Origin of the sequence: Nocardia sp. NPDC050412, from assembly GCF_044458825.1 — a bacterium.
In the GTDB taxonomy this organism is placed as follows: domain Bacteria; phylum Actinomycetota; class Actinomycetes; order Mycobacteriales; family Mycobacteriaceae; genus Nocardia.
The window spans coordinates 13694-31998 of the sequence record NZ_JBITIJ010000003.1 but is presented as its reverse complement, the minus strand read 5'-3'; the positions used below and the strand labels follow the sequence as shown (position 1 = coordinate 31998).

At 64.1% G+C, this 18305-nt stretch carries 18 protein-coding genes and 1 pseudogene; 8 read left to right on the top strand and 11 right to left on the bottom strand.

Features of this window, described 5'->3' with window-relative positions; translation table 11 throughout:
- The first annotated feature begins 36 nt into the window (after positions 1-36).
- Complete coding sequence (locus ACIBI6_RS08035; RefSeq protein WP_364350589.1) at positions 37-2484, top strand: glycoside hydrolase family 3 C-terminal domain-containing protein; 2448 nt, start codon at positions 37-39, stop codon at positions 2482-2484.
- The gene (locus tag ACIBI6_RS08030; RefSeq protein ID WP_364350592.1) at positions 2481-3401 is read left to right on the top strand and encodes an alpha/beta fold hydrolase; all 921 of its coding nucleotides are present in this window, start codon (positions 2481-2483) and stop codon (positions 3399-3401) included. Before ACIBI6_RS08035 ends, ACIBI6_RS08030 begins: the two co-directional genes overlap by 4 nt.
- Before the next feature lies 1 nt (position 3402).
- On the opposite strand, the gene ACIBI6_RS08025 is transcribed toward ACIBI6_RS08030, so the two are convergent.
- Positions 3403-4200: a helix-turn-helix domain-containing protein gene (locus ACIBI6_RS08025; protein WP_364350687.1), complete on the bottom strand. Its 798-nt coding sequence runs from the start codon at positions 4198-4200 to the stop codon at positions 3403-3405.
- Between the two features lie 51 nt (positions 4201-4251).
- Positions 4252-4386: pseudogene (locus ACIBI6_RS08020) on the bottom strand (Ada metal-binding domain-containing protein); the annotation flags it as partial.
- 104 nt (positions 4387-4490) lie between these two features.
- On the opposite strand from ACIBI6_RS08020, the gene ACIBI6_RS08015 reads away from it, so the two are divergent.
- Positions 4491-4910 (top strand): nuclear transport factor 2 family protein, encoded by a 420-nt coding sequence (locus ACIBI6_RS08015; RefSeq protein WP_364350595.1) that lies wholly within the window; start codon positions 4491-4493, stop codon positions 4908-4910.
- Between the two features lie 85 nt (positions 4911-4995).
- Here ACIBI6_RS08015 and ACIBI6_RS08010 read toward each other — a convergent pair whose 3' ends face one another.
- Positions 4996-6357: a lipase family protein gene (locus ACIBI6_RS08010; RefSeq protein ID WP_396955974.1), complete on the bottom strand. Its 1362-nt coding sequence runs from the start codon at positions 6355-6357 to the stop codon at positions 4996-4998.
- A gap of 487 nt (positions 6358-6844) precedes the next feature.
- On the opposite strand from ACIBI6_RS08010, the gene ACIBI6_RS08005 reads away from it, so the two are divergent.
- Entirely contained in the window at positions 6845-7477 is a 633-nt protein-coding gene (locus tag ACIBI6_RS08005; protein ID WP_364350601.1) for a TetR/AcrR family transcriptional regulator, read from the top strand.
- A gap of 32 nt (positions 7478-7509) precedes the next feature.
- Positions 7510-8364 (top strand): SAM-dependent methyltransferase, encoded by an 855-nt coding sequence (locus ACIBI6_RS08000; RefSeq protein WP_364350604.1) that lies wholly within the window; start codon positions 7510-7512, stop codon positions 8362-8364.
- A gap of 1 nt (position 8365) precedes the next feature.
- Here the strand turns inward: ACIBI6_RS08000 and ACIBI6_RS07995 are convergent, their stop codons facing one another.
- The 7 genes from ACIBI6_RS07995 to ACIBI6_RS07965 form a co-directional block, all read right to left on the bottom strand.
- Positions 8366-9076: a haloacid dehalogenase type II gene (locus ACIBI6_RS07995; protein ID WP_364350607.1), complete on the bottom strand. Its 711-nt coding sequence runs from the start codon at positions 9074-9076 to the stop codon at positions 8366-8368.
- Between the two features lie 3 nt (positions 9077-9079).
- Positions 9080-9718 carry a class I SAM-dependent methyltransferase gene (locus ACIBI6_RS07990; RefSeq protein WP_364350610.1) on the bottom strand — a complete coding sequence of 213 codons (639 nt, stop codon included), beginning with the start codon at positions 9716-9718 and terminating at the stop codon, positions 9080-9082.
- A 394-nt stretch (positions 9719-10112) separates the two neighbouring features.
- Positions 10113-10577 (bottom strand): Rv3235 family protein, encoded by a 465-nt coding sequence (locus ACIBI6_RS07985; RefSeq protein ID WP_364350613.1) that lies wholly within the window; start codon positions 10575-10577, stop codon positions 10113-10115.
- A 270-nt stretch (positions 10578-10847) separates the two neighbouring features.
- A complete protein-coding gene (locus ACIBI6_RS07980; protein ID WP_364350616.1) occupies positions 10848-12041 on the bottom strand; it encodes an ROK family protein in 1194 nt (397 codons plus the stop codon).
- Positions 12042-12068: 27 nt separating this feature from the next.
- Positions 12069-13310 (bottom strand): ABC transporter permease, encoded by a 1242-nt coding sequence (locus ACIBI6_RS07975; protein ID WP_364350619.1) that lies wholly within the window; start codon positions 13308-13310, stop codon positions 12069-12071.
- On the bottom strand, positions 13307-14077 hold the full coding sequence (locus ACIBI6_RS07970; RefSeq protein ID WP_364350622.1) for an ATP-binding cassette domain-containing protein: 771 nt from the start codon (positions 14075-14077) through the stop codon (positions 13307-13309). The genes ACIBI6_RS07975 and ACIBI6_RS07970 overlap by 4 nt, the downstream gene beginning before the upstream one ends.
- Positions 14078-14153: 76 nt before the next feature.
- Positions 14154-15236, bottom strand: a complete 1083-nt coding sequence (locus ACIBI6_RS07965; RefSeq protein ID WP_364350625.1) for a substrate-binding domain-containing protein — start codon at positions 15234-15236, stop codon at positions 14154-14156.
- Between the two features lie 239 nt (positions 15237-15475).
- Here ACIBI6_RS07965 and ACIBI6_RS07960 point away from each other — a divergent pair, with 239 nt between their 5' ends.
- The 3 genes from ACIBI6_RS07960 to ACIBI6_RS07950 all read left to right on the top strand — a co-directional run bounded on the left by ACIBI6_RS07960 (position 15476) and on the right by ACIBI6_RS07950 (position 17630).
- The gene (locus tag ACIBI6_RS07960) at positions 15476-15742 is read left to right on the top strand and encodes a hypothetical protein (RefSeq protein ID WP_364350628.1); all 267 of its coding nucleotides are present in this window, start codon (positions 15476-15478) and stop codon (positions 15740-15742) included.
- Positions 15743-16415: 673 nt separating this feature from the next.
- Entirely contained in the window at positions 16416-17195 is a 780-nt protein-coding gene (locus ACIBI6_RS07955; protein ID WP_396955620.1) for a hypothetical protein, read from the top strand.
- 36 nt (positions 17196-17231) lie between these two features.
- Complete coding sequence (locus ACIBI6_RS07950) at positions 17232-17630, top strand: hypothetical protein (RefSeq protein WP_396955619.1); 399 nt, start codon at positions 17232-17234, stop codon at positions 17628-17630.
- A 62-nt stretch (positions 17631-17692) separates the two neighbouring features.
- Here the strand turns inward: ACIBI6_RS07950 and ACIBI6_RS07945 are convergent, their stop codons facing one another.
- Positions 17693-18193 carry a CGNR zinc finger domain-containing protein gene (locus ACIBI6_RS07945; RefSeq protein WP_396955618.1) on the bottom strand — a complete coding sequence of 167 codons (501 nt, stop codon included), beginning with the start codon at positions 18191-18193 and terminating at the stop codon, positions 17693-17695.
- Positions 18194-18305 lie beyond the last annotated feature (112 nt).

Below are 18305 nucleotides of genomic sequence, written 5' to 3'. Positions count from 1 at the left end.
TGCCCGCGCTTCAGCCGAACAAGGGAGTCGACCGACATGGCGAATCACCGAGCCGATCGCGAGGCAGTAGTCGAAAAGGCTTTGGCCGCACTGGATCTGGATTCCCGTTGCCGCCTGCTCGCCGGACAGGACATGTGGTCCCTGCCCGCGATTCCGGAGATCGGGCTGGCGTCCGTCGTGATGTCCGACGGTCCGATCGGCGTGCGCGGTGTGCACTGGAGTCCGGAGGACCCTTCGATCGCCCTGCCGAGCCCGACCGCACTGGCCGCGACCTGGGATCCGACTCTGGCTCGGCAGGCCGGGCAACTCCTCGCGCAGGAGGCACGACGCAAGGGCGTGCACATGCTGCTGGCACCCACGCTCAATCTGCATCGAAGTCCGTTGGGCGGCAGGCATTTCGAGTGCTACTCGGAGGATCCGCTGCTGACCGGGGCTATCGGCGCGGCCTATGTGACCGGTGTTCAGGAGGGTGGTGTTGCCGCGACACCGAAGCATTTCGTGGCCAATGATTCCGAGACCGACCGATTCACCGTCGACGTGCGGGTATCCCAGCGCGCACTGCATGAGCTATATCTGGCCCCGTTCGAAACCGTGGTCGAGCAGGCCTCGCCGTGGGCATTGATGGCGGCCTACAACAGCGTCAACGGGGTCACGATGACCGAGAACAGCGCATTGCAGAACGAAATCGTGCGTGCGCGTTGGGGTTTCGATGGCGCAATCGTGTCCGACTGGACGGCGGCTCGCAATACCGTCGGTGCGGCCGTCGGCGGACTCGATATCGCGATGCCGGGTCCGCAGAGCGTCTTCGGGCAGGCTCTCGCGGAAGCCGTTCGCGCAGGCGAGGTTCCGGCCGAGACGATCGAGCAGATGGCGCGACATATGCTTCGGCTCGCCGCTCGGGTCGGTGCGTTGGCCGGGGCACCACCACAAGTCGCAACCGTGCCTGGGGCGCTCAACGGCGACGCGCTGGCTCGCGAGATCGCACAACGCTCGATTGTGCTGCTGCGCAACGAGAACGGCGTCCTGCCGTTCGGCACGGTCGGTCGCATCGCGGTGATCGGCCAGACCGCTGACCAGCCGAGGGCGCTCGGTGGCGGTAGCGCCCAGGTGTTCCCGCCGCATACCATCTCGCCACTCGAGGGCTTGCGGGCAGTACTCGATGCGGATACCGAACTGGTCTATGCCGTCGGCGCGGACCCCCGAGTCAAGATTCCCGCCGCCGAGGAGGGTTTCGATCTGCGGGTCCAGCTCTATGGCGCCGGTGACCGCTTGCTCGGCGAGCATCCGCTGCCGGAAGCCGCGATCGAATGGATCGGTGAATTCCCGGACGGTATCGCGGTCGGGGAACTGCATCGGGTCGATGTCACAGGAACCTTCACGCCACGAGCGACCGGAACGCATACGATGGCCATCGCGGGCGTCGGGGCGTTCCGACTGACGATCGGCGATATGACTTGTTTCGACGAAACCATCGTCGCGCAGGGCGATCCGCTGGCCGCCTTGCTCCGTCCGCCGGAGACGCTTTTCGATGTCGAACTTACTGCGGGACAGCGAGTTTCGGTGCATGTTACGCATACCGTCACGACGATGCCGGAAATGCCCATTGCCTTCGAGAAGTTCTCGCTCGGCCATCAGGAACCGAATATCGACCCCGAGGCGCTCATCGAAGAAGCGGTCGCCGCGGCGGCTTCGGCCGATGTGGCCGTGGTGGTCGTCGCCACTACGCCCGAGGTGGAGAGCGAAAGCTTCGACCGCACATCGCTTTCGCTGCCCGGTCGACAGGACGAGCTCGTCGCGCGGGTCGCCGCCGCCAATCCTCGCACCGTGGTCGTGGTGAATACCGGCTCACCCGTACACATGCCGTGGGCCGAGGATGTCGCGGCTGTCCTGCTCACGTGGTTTCCGGGACAGGAAGGCGGCGCCGCACTGGCCGATGTGCTCATGGGCCGAGCCGAGCCGAGCGGACGGCTGCCCACCACCTGGCCCACGCATCAGGATGACGCGCCGGTACTGAATGTCACGCCGACCGACGGTGCCCTCGCCTACGAGGAGGGTGCCTACATCGGATACCGTGCGTGGCAACGACTTTCGATCGCGCCGGCGTATTGGTTCGGACACGGAATCGGTTACACCAACTGGGAATACGAGAGCGCTGTGTTCGATCCTGATCCCTTGGCCGAGCGTGCGCTCGGCACGCTGACTGTTCGCGTTCGCAATGCCGGCGATCGTCGCGGCCGCGAAACGATCCAGACATATATCGCTCATTCATCGCAACCGGACCGACGGCTGGCCGCCTTCGCGGTTGTCGAAGCCGAGCCGGGGGAGACCGCCGAGGTGGCGCTCCCGATTCCCCGCCGAGCCGCCGAATCCTGGGACGAGGCAACCGAAACCTGGGTACTACCCACCGGCGCCTACGACCTGCTGACCGGCCGATCGGTTGCCGATATCCGCCTGACCACCGCTATTCAAGGATTGCACGCATGAGGTTGCACCGAATCACCTTGTTCCTCACCGGATTTGCACTATGCGCTGCGGCGATGCCGATGGCCGCCGCCGAGCCCGGACCGTATCCGACCGCCACTTGGGAGCAGGTGCAGGACGAGGAGACCCGCTGGGTACAGGAGGGCAAGGTCGAAGCGCCCACGCCGCCCGGAGTCAACCGGTACGACTGCGTGCCCACCGTCCCTGGCGCGGTTCCCGTTGTCCTACTGCATGGTTTCGCGGGCGACGAGTACCGAGCCTGGGGCTATCTCGGACCGGCCCTCGCCAATGCGGGCCTGTGTGTCTATTCCTTCTCTTATGGGGGCAGCAATGCCATGCAGGGCGGCGGCAATGGTCCGCTGGCCGACTCGGCGATCGAGGTCAAGCAGAAACTGACCGCGCTGACCACCCGGCTCGGCGCATCGAAGGTCGACCTGATCGGTCATTCCGAGGGCGGCATCATGGCGCAGTACATCGTGAAAACCGACCCGGATATCGCCAGTGATGTCCGTTCGGTGACCACCATCTCCTCGCCGACACACGGCACGCTCGGCAATCTCGGCGCGACCCTCCTCAATACCGGAAACCTCCGCGACGAACTTCCGGTCCCGCCCGCGGTGAAGGATCTATTGGCCGGATCGGCCTTCCTACAGGAGCTCAACTCCGGCCCCATCACCGTCCCCGGCGTCACCTACACCACCATCAGCAGCCGTTTCGACCCGATCTCGTCCCTCGGCCAGGCCCAGGCCATACTCGCGGAACCCGGTGTCGACAACTACGTCCTCCAAAACGTCTGCGCCGCCAGCAAAGCCGGACACAACGGCACGGTCTTCTCACCTACCACCGCCGCACTCGTGCTCAATGCCCTCGATCATTCGACCGTGCGCCCGATTCCATGCCAGCACGACTCAACCGGCTAGTTCACGAGGGCGAAAGCATCGCTTGTGCACCAACGGCATCCAGACCGTTCAGGTCGGCGGGGGCAAGCGCCGTCGGCGTCGGGAAGAGGTAGGAAAGGCCGAACTGCTGCAGGCCGCCGATGGGCGTGCCATAGGCAGTGACGAGATCGTCGAGAACATCTCTGTCCGACACCATGCCGCGTATGTCGTCCTCGAATGGATCCCATGGCTGGCCCGCGAGCAGCCGCTGCACTCTGGACACGAGGTGGATCAGCCCTTCGATATGCGGCACGTGCAGCACGAGTCGCGCGGCATCTGTTGTGGCCGAGCAGATTTCGATAACTCCCGGATCGTCGTCCATGACAATCGTTCGCCGATAGCAAGTCGACGTTGCACTTTCGACACCAGCGATAGCGGTCTGCGCGAGCTGTGCCAATCGCCGCTCGATATTCGTACCCTCCGCAACCGGCACCCGCAGCGCGAGACCACCATCGGCGACCAGACGGTCCGCACGTCGCCGACGTTTGCGCAGTTCGACGGGTGTTGCGCGAAATATCGCGACCATCACCCGGTTGAACTGACGCAGGCTCCCGAATCCAGCGGCAAAGGCGATATCGGTGACCGACAGATCGGTATCGTCCAATAGTCGTCGCGCGAAATGCGCACGCCGCGAGCGAGCCAGCTGATCCGGCGTCGCGCCGACCTGCTCATGGAACATCCGCCGCAGATGACGTTCCGAAACCGCAAGCCGCGCGGCGAGTTCCGCCTCATTGCCCTCGTCCAGTGCACCGTCGGCAATGAGATCGACAGCGCGACACACTAATTCGGACGCAATCGCGGGATTTCCAGCACCACGATAGGGCCGACAGCGGTGGCAGGACCGAAACCCCGCCGCCTCGGCACCCGCAGCCGAGGTGAAGGGGATGATATTTTCCGCCCGCGGACGGCCAGGACACGGCGGCAAACAGTAGATGCCGGTCGTGACGACGCCTTGGAACGATCCCATACCCCGAGTCTGCGCGCCGGGCCGCACACCGACCAGCCATATCCGGACACGACCTGTCCGGATATGGCGTGGTCGGCGGCGCCGCGCCACCCAGGATTGGTCGAATGAATGTACTGACGAGCAAAGATACGATCATCCGGGCTTGGCGCGAATTCGCGACGCAGGATCCCGACCGCATTGCCGCGGTATTCGCCCCGGACGCCGAATGGCTCGCCCCGCCGCAGAACGCCACCGCCCGCGCCATCGACGGCACCCATCACCTCGTCGGCCGCGACCGCATCGTGCGCTTCCTGACCAGGGAGTTTCCGACCGTCTTCGTCGCCGATCGAAGTGTGGAGTTCACCGCCATCATCGCCGAGGGCACGACGGTCGTCGTCGAGGAGCGGATGCGCGCGACATTGATGAATGGCAATCACTACGACAACGACTACTGCTTCGTCTTCGAATTGCGCGACGGCCTGATCCACCGCGTCCGCGAGTACATGGACACCCGCCGGGCGGAGGAATTGTTCAGCGCCGACTGAGAGTGCCGTCTCTCGGCAACTTCGGCCCGATCTCCGGCAGCCTGGACGATTGAACCTCCGGTCCGGATCGGACCGGAGGTTCAACTCACTTCACACCGATCGGCTTACCGAAGAATGAAGCGAAGGTCTCACCAAAGGTTGCCTTCAGCAGCTCGATTCCGTTCGGGTCCAAGGCCAACCAGCCGACATCAGCGGTGCTGCAACCCTGTTGCGCTGGAACACCATCGAGCCGATCACGCAGCCACAGGAGAGCGGGCGCAGTGCCCGAAACCTCGGTGACAACATGCTCGGCGAAGTGCTCGCGGGTGTATTGCACACTCGCGGAAGGACTTTGGCAGTAGGCATCGACCAGAGCATTCACCTGCCCCACCGGGATGATTTCATCCGGATTGCCCTGCCAGATGTACATCGGCATATCGGGTACCGACTTACCCATGCGGGTCTTGTCGAGCACGTCGACGACCGCCGGGTGCTGGATCGGATCGCCGGGCACCCGGAGCATGCCCTTCAGGTTCAGGAACGGCAGCAACGCGGATACATACTGCACACACAACCCGCCCTGGACGGTCGACACCGCCTTACCGAGCAGATCGATATTCCCCTCGATGAATCGGGCGAAATCCGGGTATTCGCGGGTGAGCCCGTTGACGGCGCCCAGGACCAGACCGGAGGTGAGCTGATTGTTCGCGACATTCAGCGTCACACCGAGATCGGCGGGCACACCGCCCTCGGCCGCACCAACGATATCGAGTTCGGGCGCATAGCCCTGCTTCAATTCGGCCGCGTGACCGGTGGCAATGGCGCCGCCGGAGTAGCCGTACATACCGATCCGGGCGTCGGATGCGAGCCGCATCGGCTCCAGATTGCGCGCCGCACGGATGCCGTCGAGCGTGATCCGCCCGGCCAGCGGTCCGGCCGCATAGGCATTGTTCGGTCCCTGATGATCGGGAATGACGACCGCCCAGCCCTGCTGCACCGCCCCCTGCGCGATCACCCACTCGGCAGGCGCGACGATCTGCCCGACGAACGGGCTGACCGAAAACTGTTGCACCGCATAGGAAGGAGCGCAGTATCCAGCCAAAGAATCTTCGGCGATCTGCATCGAGACGAGCTTGTCCGGCGCCGAACCGCGCGGCTTCACCACCGTCGCGACGGCCGCGATCGCCTCGTCCCGGCTGTTGTTCGAGCGGTAGGAGACCTGCCAGGCATCGACATTCACCGGGATCAACCCGAAGTTGGCGACATTCACCTGCCGCGCCGCGATGATCTCGCCCGGCGCCTTGCTCGCCACCAATTCGGCGGCCGGATGGTAGAAACCCGGATCCAATTCGGGCGGCAGCGGGAACGGTGCCGCAGGTTGCACCGCGACCGGTTCCCCCGGCGGCTCGGCGACCGTGACCGCGGTCGTCGCGAGCAGTGCGATGGCCGTGACTGCGGCCGAGAACATGATTCGCCGGGCACGACCCGCCAGCGGATTGATCAACTTCCATCCCCTTCACAGACTGTGAGACCACTCCGTCTCACATGTGGGCGACTATGACATAAGAGTGATGTGGATCGCAACAACGACCGCATAGGTGGGCAGTGACATAGTCCTGATTTGGCGACTCGATATGCCGAGCGGCCGCAGATGACGTAACTTTCACCGAACCGGCCGGTTGGTGCCGGACAGCTTGCTGGGGAAGCTCCGAGGAAATATGCACGGTCCCAATGAACCGGTCTCGACGGTTCTGTACTACGTCTTCTTGCTCTTCTATGGCGCACAGGATGCGCTGGGCAGGGCCTTCATCCTGGGCTGACCCGAGCCGCCACAGCACACCGAGCAGTCCGCGTGACCGCTCGGATACCGTGGTGCCTGTGATCGAGCACAGCGAGGCAACCAAAGGCGAAGCACCCTTGGTCGCAGCGCAGCCGAGCGCTTGCGAGGTGCAGCTGTGACCATCGTGGACAGGCAGTACGGCGGCCGCGCAGTGAGCGAGCGGAAGGCCGAGCGACGGCAGCGATTCCTGGACGCCGCCATCCGCACCTTCGCCGAGCGCGGCTACGCGGACTGCTCGCTGGCCGATGTGTGCACCGCGGCCGGGCTGTCCAAGCGGCAGTTCTACGAGGAGTTCCAGACCAGGGAAGATGTGCTCATCGCGTCCTACGACTACATCCAGGACCAGTCCGCGGCGGTGGTCGGGCAGGCCGTCGCGGCGCTGGGTCCGGATACGGATATCGCAGCCGGGCTCACCGCGGTGCTGACGGCGTTCATCGGTTCGATCAGCTCCGACCCGTACCGGGCCAAGGTCGCCTTCATCGAGGTGGTCGGGGTCAGCGAACGCATGGAACAGCACCGACGTGAGCGCCGCCACGCCTGGGCAGCGGCAATCGAGGCGCTGCTCATCTCGATCGCGGGCCCGGACATCCGCGTCCGCGGTGGAATCACCTGGGCGGCAAGCGCACTCATCGGCGCGATCAACGGCGTCGCGCACGAATGGATTCTGGCCGACCCACGCCCGCCGATCACGCAACTGGTCGAGGTGCTCGCCCCCATCGCCACCTCGCTGATCATCACCGAGGAATAGCGCGGCGGGCAGCGGCCACGTAGGTTCGGCGTATGCAACTCGGTCAGCCAAGTCGCACCGCCCTGGCCACGGCCTACGCGCGCGCCTACCACCAGATCGCGAGCGAGCCGCGCATCTTCACCGATCCGCTGGCCGTTCGAATCGCGGGAGTCACGCCCGGTCAACTGGCCGATCTGGAGACCGCGACGATTCAGGACGACTCGGACCTACGCCGCCGACGCCGTCTGTTCCTGGCCGCCCGTGCGCGCTTCGCCGAGGACACCGTTGCCGATGCGGTAGCGACGGGCACCCGGCAGGTAGTGATTCTCGGTGCAGGACTGGACACATTCGCCTATCGCAACCCGCATCCGGATGTGCGGGTATTCGAGGTCGATCATCCCGATACCCAGGAATGGAAGCGGCAGCAGCTCGATTCGGCGGGCATCGAACTCCCGGCGTCATTGACCTTCGCCCCGGTCGACTTCGAAAGCCAAACGCTCGCAGCAGGATTGGCTGCGGCCGGATTCGATCGGACTCGGCCGGCCGTATTCGTCTGGCTCGGCGTCATCATGTACCTGACTCGCGACACGATCCTGGACACCCTACGGTTCGTCGCGGGCCAGGCGACACCGGTGCGGTTGGTCTTCGACTATCTCTATCCCGCTTCGGCATCCACGCCCGAGGAGATGGATCATCGCACCGCGCGCGCCGATCTGGTGGCATCGATCGGTGAGCCATGGCTGAGCTTCTTCACTGCCGATGAGATCGCAAATATCTTGCTGGAGACAGGATTCGATCAGCTCGACGATCGTGACGCACCCCACCTCATCGCCGGCTACCTCGGTATCGCGCCGCGAAAGGCTTCTGCTGTTGCGCCACATGTGCTGTGTGCCATGCGAACCGGGTAGATCAGCAGTCGAGTTGATCTGCGAGATCGAGGAAGTCGGTGGCGTTGATGTCGAAATCGTCGTCGAAAGAGACGTCCACGTCACCACCTTTGCCGAACTCGAGCGGACGTGCGACGAAGGCCGTCCGGAAACCCAGTGCGCCCGCCGCCTGAATGTCGTACTTGTGGCTGGCGACCATCATGATCTCGGAAGGTTCCAGCCCCAGATACCTTGCGGCCATGCGATACACCGTGGGGTCGGGCTTGAACGCGCCCGCCATCTCGGCGGTGAACACCGCATCCCACGGCAGCCCGGCGCGCTTCGACATATTCACCACGGCGGCGACATCCGCGTTCGACAAGGTTGCGATCGTGAATTTGCTTGCGAGCCTGTTTAATCCGGTGACCACATCGGGCCAGGGTTCGAGTCGCTGCCAGGCAAGGGTGAGATCCGCGCGTCGGTCGGGCGATAGGTCGATCCCGTAGTCACCCAATAGGCCATCCAGCGTGTTGGCGTAGACCGAATGCACGGTGACCCAGTTGTCTCGGTCGGGCTTCGCCTTCCGCAGGGCGGCGAAGTACTCGGCACGCCAGTGGTCTACGAAACCGGGCCAATCGATGTGGCGATATCGGGCACCACCGATTCTTCGAGCTTCGGCGCAGACGGTCGAATGAAAGTCTGTGGCCGTACCCTGCACATCGAAAAGCAATGCCCGCAACATAATTCGCACCATTCCCTATACGCGCTGGACCAGCAGATAGCTGCGCCGACTCGGATGTTCGGCATCCGGATGCGGTTCCCGGTCCAGGCGCGCCTCGAGGGCCAGACCAGCCGTCGCCAAGGCTTCGGATTCTGCAGACGGGTCCAGGTAATGGAAGGTGAGGTCAACCTGATGGCCCCACCAGTCCGTAAGCCTCTTGGCCCCGCCGATCGGAATGTCCGGGTCGCCGGTGTGAAATGCAATGAGCGCATGACCACCCGGACGCAACACCCGCGCGAACTCCGCATAGGCCGCCGCCCGTTGTTGCTCGTCCAAATGGATCACCGCGTACAGACAAACCAACCCCGCCAACGACTGCGCCCGCACCGGCAGCGCAGTCATGTCAGCAGCACCAACCGCCACCGAATTGGTCCGCCGCGCCACCGAACACATCGCAGGCGAAAGATCCATACCAACCGCCCGCACCGCGCGTCCCGCGAGATACGCCGCGACATGCCCCGGCCCACAACCAATATCCGCAACCACACCCCCGTTGGTGAGCTCGGCAAACACTCCCAATATCCCCCGATCCAACGGCTTACCCCGCAACTCGTCCCCAAGCTCATCGGCATAACGCTCGGCCACCAGGTCATAACTGCGTCGCGTGCCGATCATCCAGCCAGCGTAGTTCCGGCCCGCACCCCGCGCCCGCCGTGGACTAACGGCCTCGGGAAGACCGCGGCGCGCCCAGGGCAGACGAACCTCGAATGTGGCGGCGCCCGTCGTAGTCGGCGTCCGTTGTGGAGGCACGCGCCGCCCACACCGCCGAGCGTCCACACATACGCCGACGCCGACGGCAAGGACAGCACCGCCAAGCCGGGCACATGCCGCAGCCCGCGTCCGCAGACATCCACGTCGCAGCGCCGGACGCGGACGGTCGCGAACTAGGCATCAGCGGGGCCCACCCGATGCCCGTCCGCGGATTCATTGCATCGACACGCCAGGAACAGTCCGGACACGGCACGGACCGAAGTCCGCACCGTGGCGACTACTGGCTGCGCGTTGGGATTTACCGCACCCGAAAGACAGTCAATTTCCAGTCCGTTGAGCGGGTGCGGGCGATGCGGGCGGCGATGGCGAAGTGTTGGCGGCCGCGGTCGTAGGAGGCGAAGACTTCCGCGGTCGAGGCGTCGACCATCATGAGGCTCGCACGTTGGAGCACGGCGACACCGAGCGTTCGGCCTGGTGCGAGGTCGGCTCGAACTATGGTCCGGACCGCGGAGACCACTGCGGGCGTGGCCATTCCGGCGAGTTGGGCGACGGGGCGGCGGTGGTCGAGTATCTCGAGCGCCAGCCGCAGCGCACGCTCAACGAATTGCTGTGCCGTCGAATCCAATTCGACGACCGGAGGCAACTCTGCGTGCCCGGCACTGAGCGCCCGCCGCACACCCGGCGGGCCGGATCGTCCGGTCTGATCATTCCGCGATAACGGCGTGCGGCACGGTGACGCACGCGGCGGATCCTCGAATTCCACGCGGCTCCCGGCCGCACGGTACGGCAACAACGGCGGCTCAGTCCTCGGTGCATACGAAAGCCCCGACGGATGTCTCTCCATGCAACACCCCCAATTGAGTTCGAACTACTACCCCCGAGCTCGGACCGCGCCAGCATTCCACGAATATCCCCGCAGGTAAACCACCCAAGCGACCGCTCTGGCGTCAACACAATCAAGGTCAGGTGGCACTGGTGGAGCAGGCCCAAGTCGGCCGATGCCCGCACATATTCCACCTGATCTTGATACGAGTCAGGTGGAGATGCGGGCGAGGGTTTGCAGCGGGTCGGTGAGGACGTCGGCGAAGGCGAGTTCGGCGGCACCGACCAGAGGGGCATCGTCGGCGAGGGCAGAGGTGCGCAGGCGAACCCGCTCACGGACCGCGAGCAGGCCGTTCACTGCAAGCCGGCTTCGGACCTGCGCAGCGGAGGCGAGATATATCTCACGGAGCACACCACCGAACACAATCATCGTCGGATTGAAAATATTGACCAGGTTCGCAACGCCATATCCGAGCCAATCCCCAACCTGGTGCAACGCATCTCGGGCAGTGGCATCACCACGCGCGGCGGCATCCACAATCGCCTCCACAGCCGCACGCCCGGTGAGATCCGTCCGCCCAGCAGCCGCGATCAAGGCGAGCTCCCCCGCCTCGGCCTCCAAACAACCATGCGACCCGCACGTGCACGCCCGCCCACCCGGATTGACGATCATGTGCCCGACCTCGCCCCCATAACCGCCCTCACCACCGAGCAGCTTGCCGCCCATGATGATTCCGCCTCCGATACCGACCTCGCCGTGCAGATAGATCATGTCCGCGACCCCGACGCCGACACCCCGCTCACGTTCGGCGAGCGCACCGAGGTTGGCATTATTGCCGACCACGACGCGCAACCCGAGACGCTCCGAAAGCCGCGCCCCGACCGGCACATCCACCCACCCGATATTCGGCCCGTACCGAACGACCCCGTCCTGCTCACGCACCATCCCGCAGAACGCGACTCCCACACCCACACACATGGTCTCGGGCCCGGACCCGCGAATCATGTTCTCCGCGAGATCCACCAGCGCACCGATCACATCATTCGGATCGAATGCGCCGCTGGGACGGCGTGTTTCCCGACGATCGAGAATCACCCCGCCCAACCCGACCCGGGCCACCGCGAGCCGATCCGCCCCGACATCCAGCGCCACCCCATAAACCCGCTCCGATTCCGGCCGCACCACCAACGACGGCCGCCCTGCCTTCCCCGTCTGCCCCGGCAGCTCCTCGCTGACCAGACCGGCCGCGGCGAGGTCGGCGGTCAGCGCCAGAATGGTGCTGCGATTGAGCCCCATCCGCTCGGCGAGTGCCGTCCGCGACATGGGTCCGCTCGAGTGGACATGCCGCAGCAGCACGGCAAGGTTCTGCCGCCGGATCTCGTCCGGGGAAGGTGCAGCTCTCATTCGGGCGAACCTCCTCCCGGTTCTCGGTCAACTTCCTGGCAACGCACGCTTGCGCGACAGCGCATCCACTCCCGCTGCCAACAGCAGCACGAATCCTGTCACAACGAATTTGGTGCCCGCGCTGTAGCCCATCAGGCCCATTCCGTTATTGATCACCGCGACCACCGCCGCACCGAGCACCGCGTCGAGCATCCGCCCACGCCCACCGAACAGACTTGTACCGCCGATCACGGCCGCTCCGACAGCGGTCAGCAACACATCGCTGCCGCCGGTATTCGGATCCACGGAGTTGGCCCGTGATGCCGCGATCAGCCCGCCCACCGCGGCCATTGTCGAACACAGCACGAAGGCACAGATTTTGATCCGATCGACCGGAATGCCCGCCCGCCGAGCCGCTTCCGCACTGCCGCCGACCGCATAGATATGTCGGCCGAACGAGGTGCGGTTGAGCACGAACGTCCAAAGCAGTAGCAGCGCAACGATCAACGGCACCACGATCGGCATGCCCTTGAGCGAGTTGATCGCCGGATTGCGACTGCGCTCGTCATTGAGAATCAGCACCGCCGCACCCGCCACCACGGCAACCGCCGCGATCCGCAACGCGATCACCGGCGCGGTCTCACCGGTGAGACCGAGCTTGGTACGCGCGCGCAGTTTTCGGTATTGGATTACCGCGAATCCGGCCAGCAACGCCGCGTACATGACCCAGCCGAGCCAAGGCGGCACATTCTTATTTGCGATCGCGACGATCGTCTCATCGTGGATCGAGATATTTCGTCCGTTGTCCATGATCTTCAGCGCGACACCCTGCAATGCCAGGAACGCCGCCAATGTCACCACGAACGAAGGGATTCCGATCTTCACCACGATCGAGCCGATGGTCAGCCCGATCGCGACGCCAGTGAGCAGCGAGGCGAGAATCGCTGCGTACCAAGGCCATCCCTTATCGGTGAGCAGTACCGCGAGCACCGCTGCACACACACCGCTGGCGAATCCGGCAGACAGATCGATCTCACCGAGTAGCAATACGAAGATCAGCCCCATGGCGATCACCGCGATGGCCGCGCCCTGGGTTAAGAGATTCGCGAAATTGCCCTGCGTCATGAACACCGGCCGCGCGATCCAGAACACCACCGACAGCACCGCCAGCGCGATAATCGACGGCAGCGCACCCATATTCCCGCTGCGCACCCGCCCGATATACGTGTTGACCAGCTCGATCGCCGGCGAGGACGTGGCCTCCAACTTATCCGTAACCACGGCGCTCATACACTTGCTCCATTTCCGAGGCCGAGACTTCCGCTGCGACCGGCGGTGATCAGTTCGACGACCTGCGCGTGCGTCACGTCGGCGGTGCGCACCTGGGCCGCCATACGTCCGAGATACAGCGCTGCGATCCGATCCGAGACCGCGAAAACGTCGTTCATATTGTGCGAAATCAACACCACCGCAAGGCCTTTATCGGCCAGTCGGCGAACCAACTCGAGCACCTGCTGGGTCTGCGCGACACCCAGCGCGGCCGTCGGCTCGTCCAGGATCACCACCTTGCTGTTCCACAGCACGGCTTTCGCGATCGCGACCGTCTGACGCTGACCGCCGGACAGACTTGCCACCTGCTGTCGCACCGACTTAACCGTCCGAACCGATAAGCCCGCCAAAGTCTTTCCGGCCAGCTCCTCCATCCCGTACTCGTCGAGGACCAGGCCGTGCTTCTTCTCCCGGCCGAGGAACATGTTCTGCACGATGTCGAGGTTGTCGCAGAGCGCGAGATCCTGGTACACGATCTCGATGCCGAGGTCGGCTGCCTCACGCGGACTGTGCACACGCACCGGCCTGCCCTCGAACAGGAATTCACCCGAATCGATCGGGTGGGTGCCGCCGATGCACTTGACCAGGGTGGACTTGCCCGCGCCGTTATCGCCGACCAGCGCCGTCACCTCACCCGAGTACGCGGAGAACGCGACCTCGTGCAAGACGTGGACGGGACCGAAACTCTTTTCTATCCCGCGTAATTCGATGACCGGGGTATCCGGCATGGGTGCAGCTCCTCAAGTTGGGGGCGCCCCTTCCGCGGTCCCCTCATCGAATCGCGGAAGGGGCGGGGTAACACGATCAGCGGACCCCGTTATCCGCGCAGAGCTTGGCGAATTCGCCGGTGCACAGCTCGGCCTTGGTGACATAGCCATCCGCGACAACATCGTTCACGTTGTCCTTGAAGATGGCCTTCGGTTCCAGTAGCACCGCAGGCACTTTCGCATTAGCTTCCGGATCGTCGACGGTGCTGTTCGCCTCGCCCTTCTCACCCTTCGCGAGTGCGATCGCCAACTTCGCACCAGCATCGGCTTCCAACTTGATGGCCTTGTAGACGGTCATGCACTGATCGCCCGCGAGCACGTTCTGCAAGCCCTGGACCGTGGCATCCTGGCCGGTCACCGGGATCTGGCCGTTCAGCTTCTGCTTCTTCAGCACCGCGATGGCGGCATTGCCGAGCCCGTCGTTGGCTGCGACCACGCCGCCGAGATTCGGTGTGCCGGTGAGCATCTGCTCGAAAATTGTGCCCGCCTTGGTGTTATCCCACTCCGGCACCGCCTGATCCGGCCCCTTCACATACTCACCCGAGTCGAACTTCGGCTCGAGCACGCTGTCGTAGCCGTTCTTGAACAGCGTCGCGTTGTTATCGGTCGGGCCACCATTCAGATACGCGATGATCGGATTGACGGCCTTCTTATCGGTGAGGCACTTGGCCAGCCCGTCCCCCATCAACTTGCCGACCTTGACATTGTCGAACGACACATAGAACGGTGCCCCGCCGCCGAGAGTCAGTCTGTCGTAATCGATTACGGTCACACCCTGCGACTTCGCCTTCTGGATCACGGCCTTGCCGGTCCCGCTGTCGAGGTTGGTGATCATGAGCACCGAGGCGCCATTGGTGATCATCTGATCCGCGATGGTCTGGAAGGCGTTCTTATCCCCCTGCGCGTTCTGGATATCCGCCTTGATCCCCGCCGCGTCGAACGCCGCCTGCAGATACTTCCGATCCGCCGTCTCCCACCGCGCGGAGGTCTTGCTGTCCGGCAGGATCACCCCGATCTTGGCGCCCCCACCCCCGGAGTCTTTGTTGTCGTCCCCGCAGGCAGTGAGCGAGGTGAGAAGCGCGACCGATACGGCCGCAATGCCGAGGATCCCCTTACGCATGAGGGTGAGCCTTTCGTCGAACCACCGCCCGATCAAGCCGGGCAGTCGAGCAAGAGCGAATGTTGTTCGATGCAACATATTGCACCGCGGGCCGAAGCACAGCCGTTTCGCAAAGATATTTGTTGTTTGCGATAACAATCCGGTTTCAAGCGCAGAACGCGCCACTCAGGATGACGAAGTGGTCGACCTCTCGGCGCGACTCCTATCGGGGCTCGTGCACGATGCGGGGAGGCCCTCCGATGCTGCGCAGGATCCTCCCCTCGGCGCTTCCATGGACGACGTTCCTGCCCGGGAGCGCGGTTGAAGACCTCCTCCGACAATTGGTCTCGACCTTGCAAGCATCGGTTTCGATCGACAACCTCGCGCCGGTCTCCCAGCTACTCGTCGAATGGCGCCACACCGCCGAGATCTACGCGGATCCAAGCCTCCTCGAGGCCGCAACCCGAAAGCTCGGTGATGACGGAGGGCCAGTGCCGCGCCCCGAATCCGATCAAGGCGCGGTGTGAGCCCGAAACGGCACCGTGATCCGTTTCCTCTACGAACCCGATGACCACCCCACCGGCTTCGCCGGCCCGGAATTCGGCCCCGACGGCACCCCGAGCGCATACCGGAAGCCGCGACTCGGCAGCGATTCGTAATCAGCGAACGGCGAGGGCCCACCGTCTTCAACAACCAACAAGCTCCGTTGGCGCATCCCCTCGAGTTCTCTCGGCGACCAAGTCGATGAACGGTACGTGCTTCGTGACGTGGCCGGAGCCTGGGGCGGGAACGTTCCAGGCTTGTCCGGCGCAATATCCTCGGAGTGGACGGTCGTGAGGAGTTGCGGTGGATAGATGTCCTGTTGGGGTCTCTGGTCGAAATCGGTGGCGTGAGCACGGTGCATGGCGTGGGGCGGTGCGCAGGGCCGAACTTCCTGGAGGGCAGCCGGTTTGGGTCGTCAGTGGGTATGACGAGGTAGCGGGGCTGTTGGGCGATGTGCGGCTGAGTGTGGATAAGCGGTATTCAGGGGGTGGGTATTCGGGGTTTTCGTTGCCGCGTGCGTTGGATCGGAATCTGCTGAATTTGGATGGTGCCGAGCATATTCGGATACGGCGGCTCGCTGCGCCCGCGTTCTCGCGGAGGTCGGCCGATTCGCTTCGGGAGGTAGTTCAGCGGATCAGCGCCGCCACGTTTCGTACGATGGACGAAACGGTCAGTGGCACAGTCGATTTACTGAATCAGCTCTGCGTTCCGGTGCCAGCACTCGTGATCGGTGAACTGCTCGGTGTGCCAGCTGATCGGCATGACGCGCTGCGCGATGCCGCTACCGCGATGGTGACGTTCGACACTGCGTCGAAGGAGTCCGCCAGCCGACTGGCGGAGGCGGTCGAATGGCTGGCAGGGACATTCACAAGCCTGGTGCGGTCCAAACGCGACGAGCCGGGCGATGATCTGATCAGTGGATGGGTGTGGGCACGTGCCGATGCGGACCTCCTGTCCGAGGATGAGCTGATTTCGCTGGCGTTTCTGATGATGCTGGCCGGCCTGGAGAATGTGGTTCATTTGTGCGGCAACATATTTGCCGCGCTCTTGGCCGCTGATGTACCAGACGACTGGATGGCTCGGCGTGGCGAGTTGATGGAGGCTGCCAATCCGCTGCCGTTCGCGATTCGGCGATTCGCCGTCAGCGACTTGATGATTGGCGACCAGATCATCCCCAAGGGCGACACCGTGCTCTTGTCGGTATTCGGTGCCGATTCGGATCCTGCCCGCAATGGGCGACCGAGCCTGATGTTCGGGCGCGGACCCCACTATTGCCTGGGCGCACAGGTCAGCGATCTGATCGTCGACGCGGTGGTGCCGGAGTTGTTCGTTCGGTATCCGCGAGTGCGCCTGGCTGTGCCGGAATCCGAGCTGGAGTATCGGGCATCATGGCGGTCTCATGGATTGGAGGCGTTGCCGGTGCGCCTCCGGGACTGATCCGAGTCCCAGGAGAATTCGGCAAGAATGCATGGCATGAACGAAATGGTTGAAGTCAGGGCGACGAGCGCGGCTCCGGATCGTGCGGTCGACAATCCGTCCGACGAAGCCGTGCACGACCTGCTCGCCGACATGAACTTCAGGTATCCGTACATCATTGTCGAACGCCCGAATCTGGTGCCGCTCGGCCACTTTTACATCCAGGTTCATATGGATGACCAAGTGGATCCGGAGGATGGTCACGGATACTTCATCGAATACCGCGACGGCGGGCCCGATCAACATTTCCGAGCCACGGTGCACGATACGGCGCCGTGGGACAGTCCATACTCGCCCGCCTTCGAGTTGGTAGTGAAAGTGGTGCAGGACTGGGCTTCTCAGCGGCCGGGGTGGCGGGAGGCACTGTCGTGGGAGCGGATCAACCTCCAGGCCTAGGCGGATCCTTTGCCGACGGGGACGCGATCGCCAGCAGAATGCGGTCAGCCGCTCGCCCAAGATCAGGCGGAGCGACGGGTTCGATGCTCGGCGACGTGCACGCGGGTCGAACAGCGGGTCGAACAGTATCTGCGCCTGCCGTTGCGTGAGGTGTCGACGAAGACAATGCCGCACCCTTCGCGAGCGCAACCTCCGATGCGGCCGGGATCCTCGCAGAAAAGCTCCGCGAGCCCGGCCGCGGTGTACGCCTTGACGCGCTCATCGGTCGGAGCGTCCTCTCGGGCGTAGTGCAGGTGCGGCGCGCGGCCGTCGTGGGTGGAGATGTAGGGCTGGCTGGTCGTTTCGGCCAATAGGGAGTTGAGCAACTCGACGCTCGGTTCGGTGAAGACCTCGTCGAGCCGCGCGATCCAGCGGCGCAGCTCGGCGGTCTGCCGGATGTTGAGGGTGCCGAGCGGCTTGTATCCGGAATCGGCGAGTAGCTGCAACAGATCTTGCCGCGGGTCCGCGTTCACCAGTCGGGCGGCGAGTTCGGCCGCCGCGCCTCCGTAAGGGTTGAAATGCACTAAGTCATTACATCAGGCTGGATGCATGATCGCTACCTGCCCGTCTTGCTCCTGGTCGTCGCCTACCCTCGTGTCGTCGCACGGCGCCATCAGCTACCTGCGTTGCATCTGC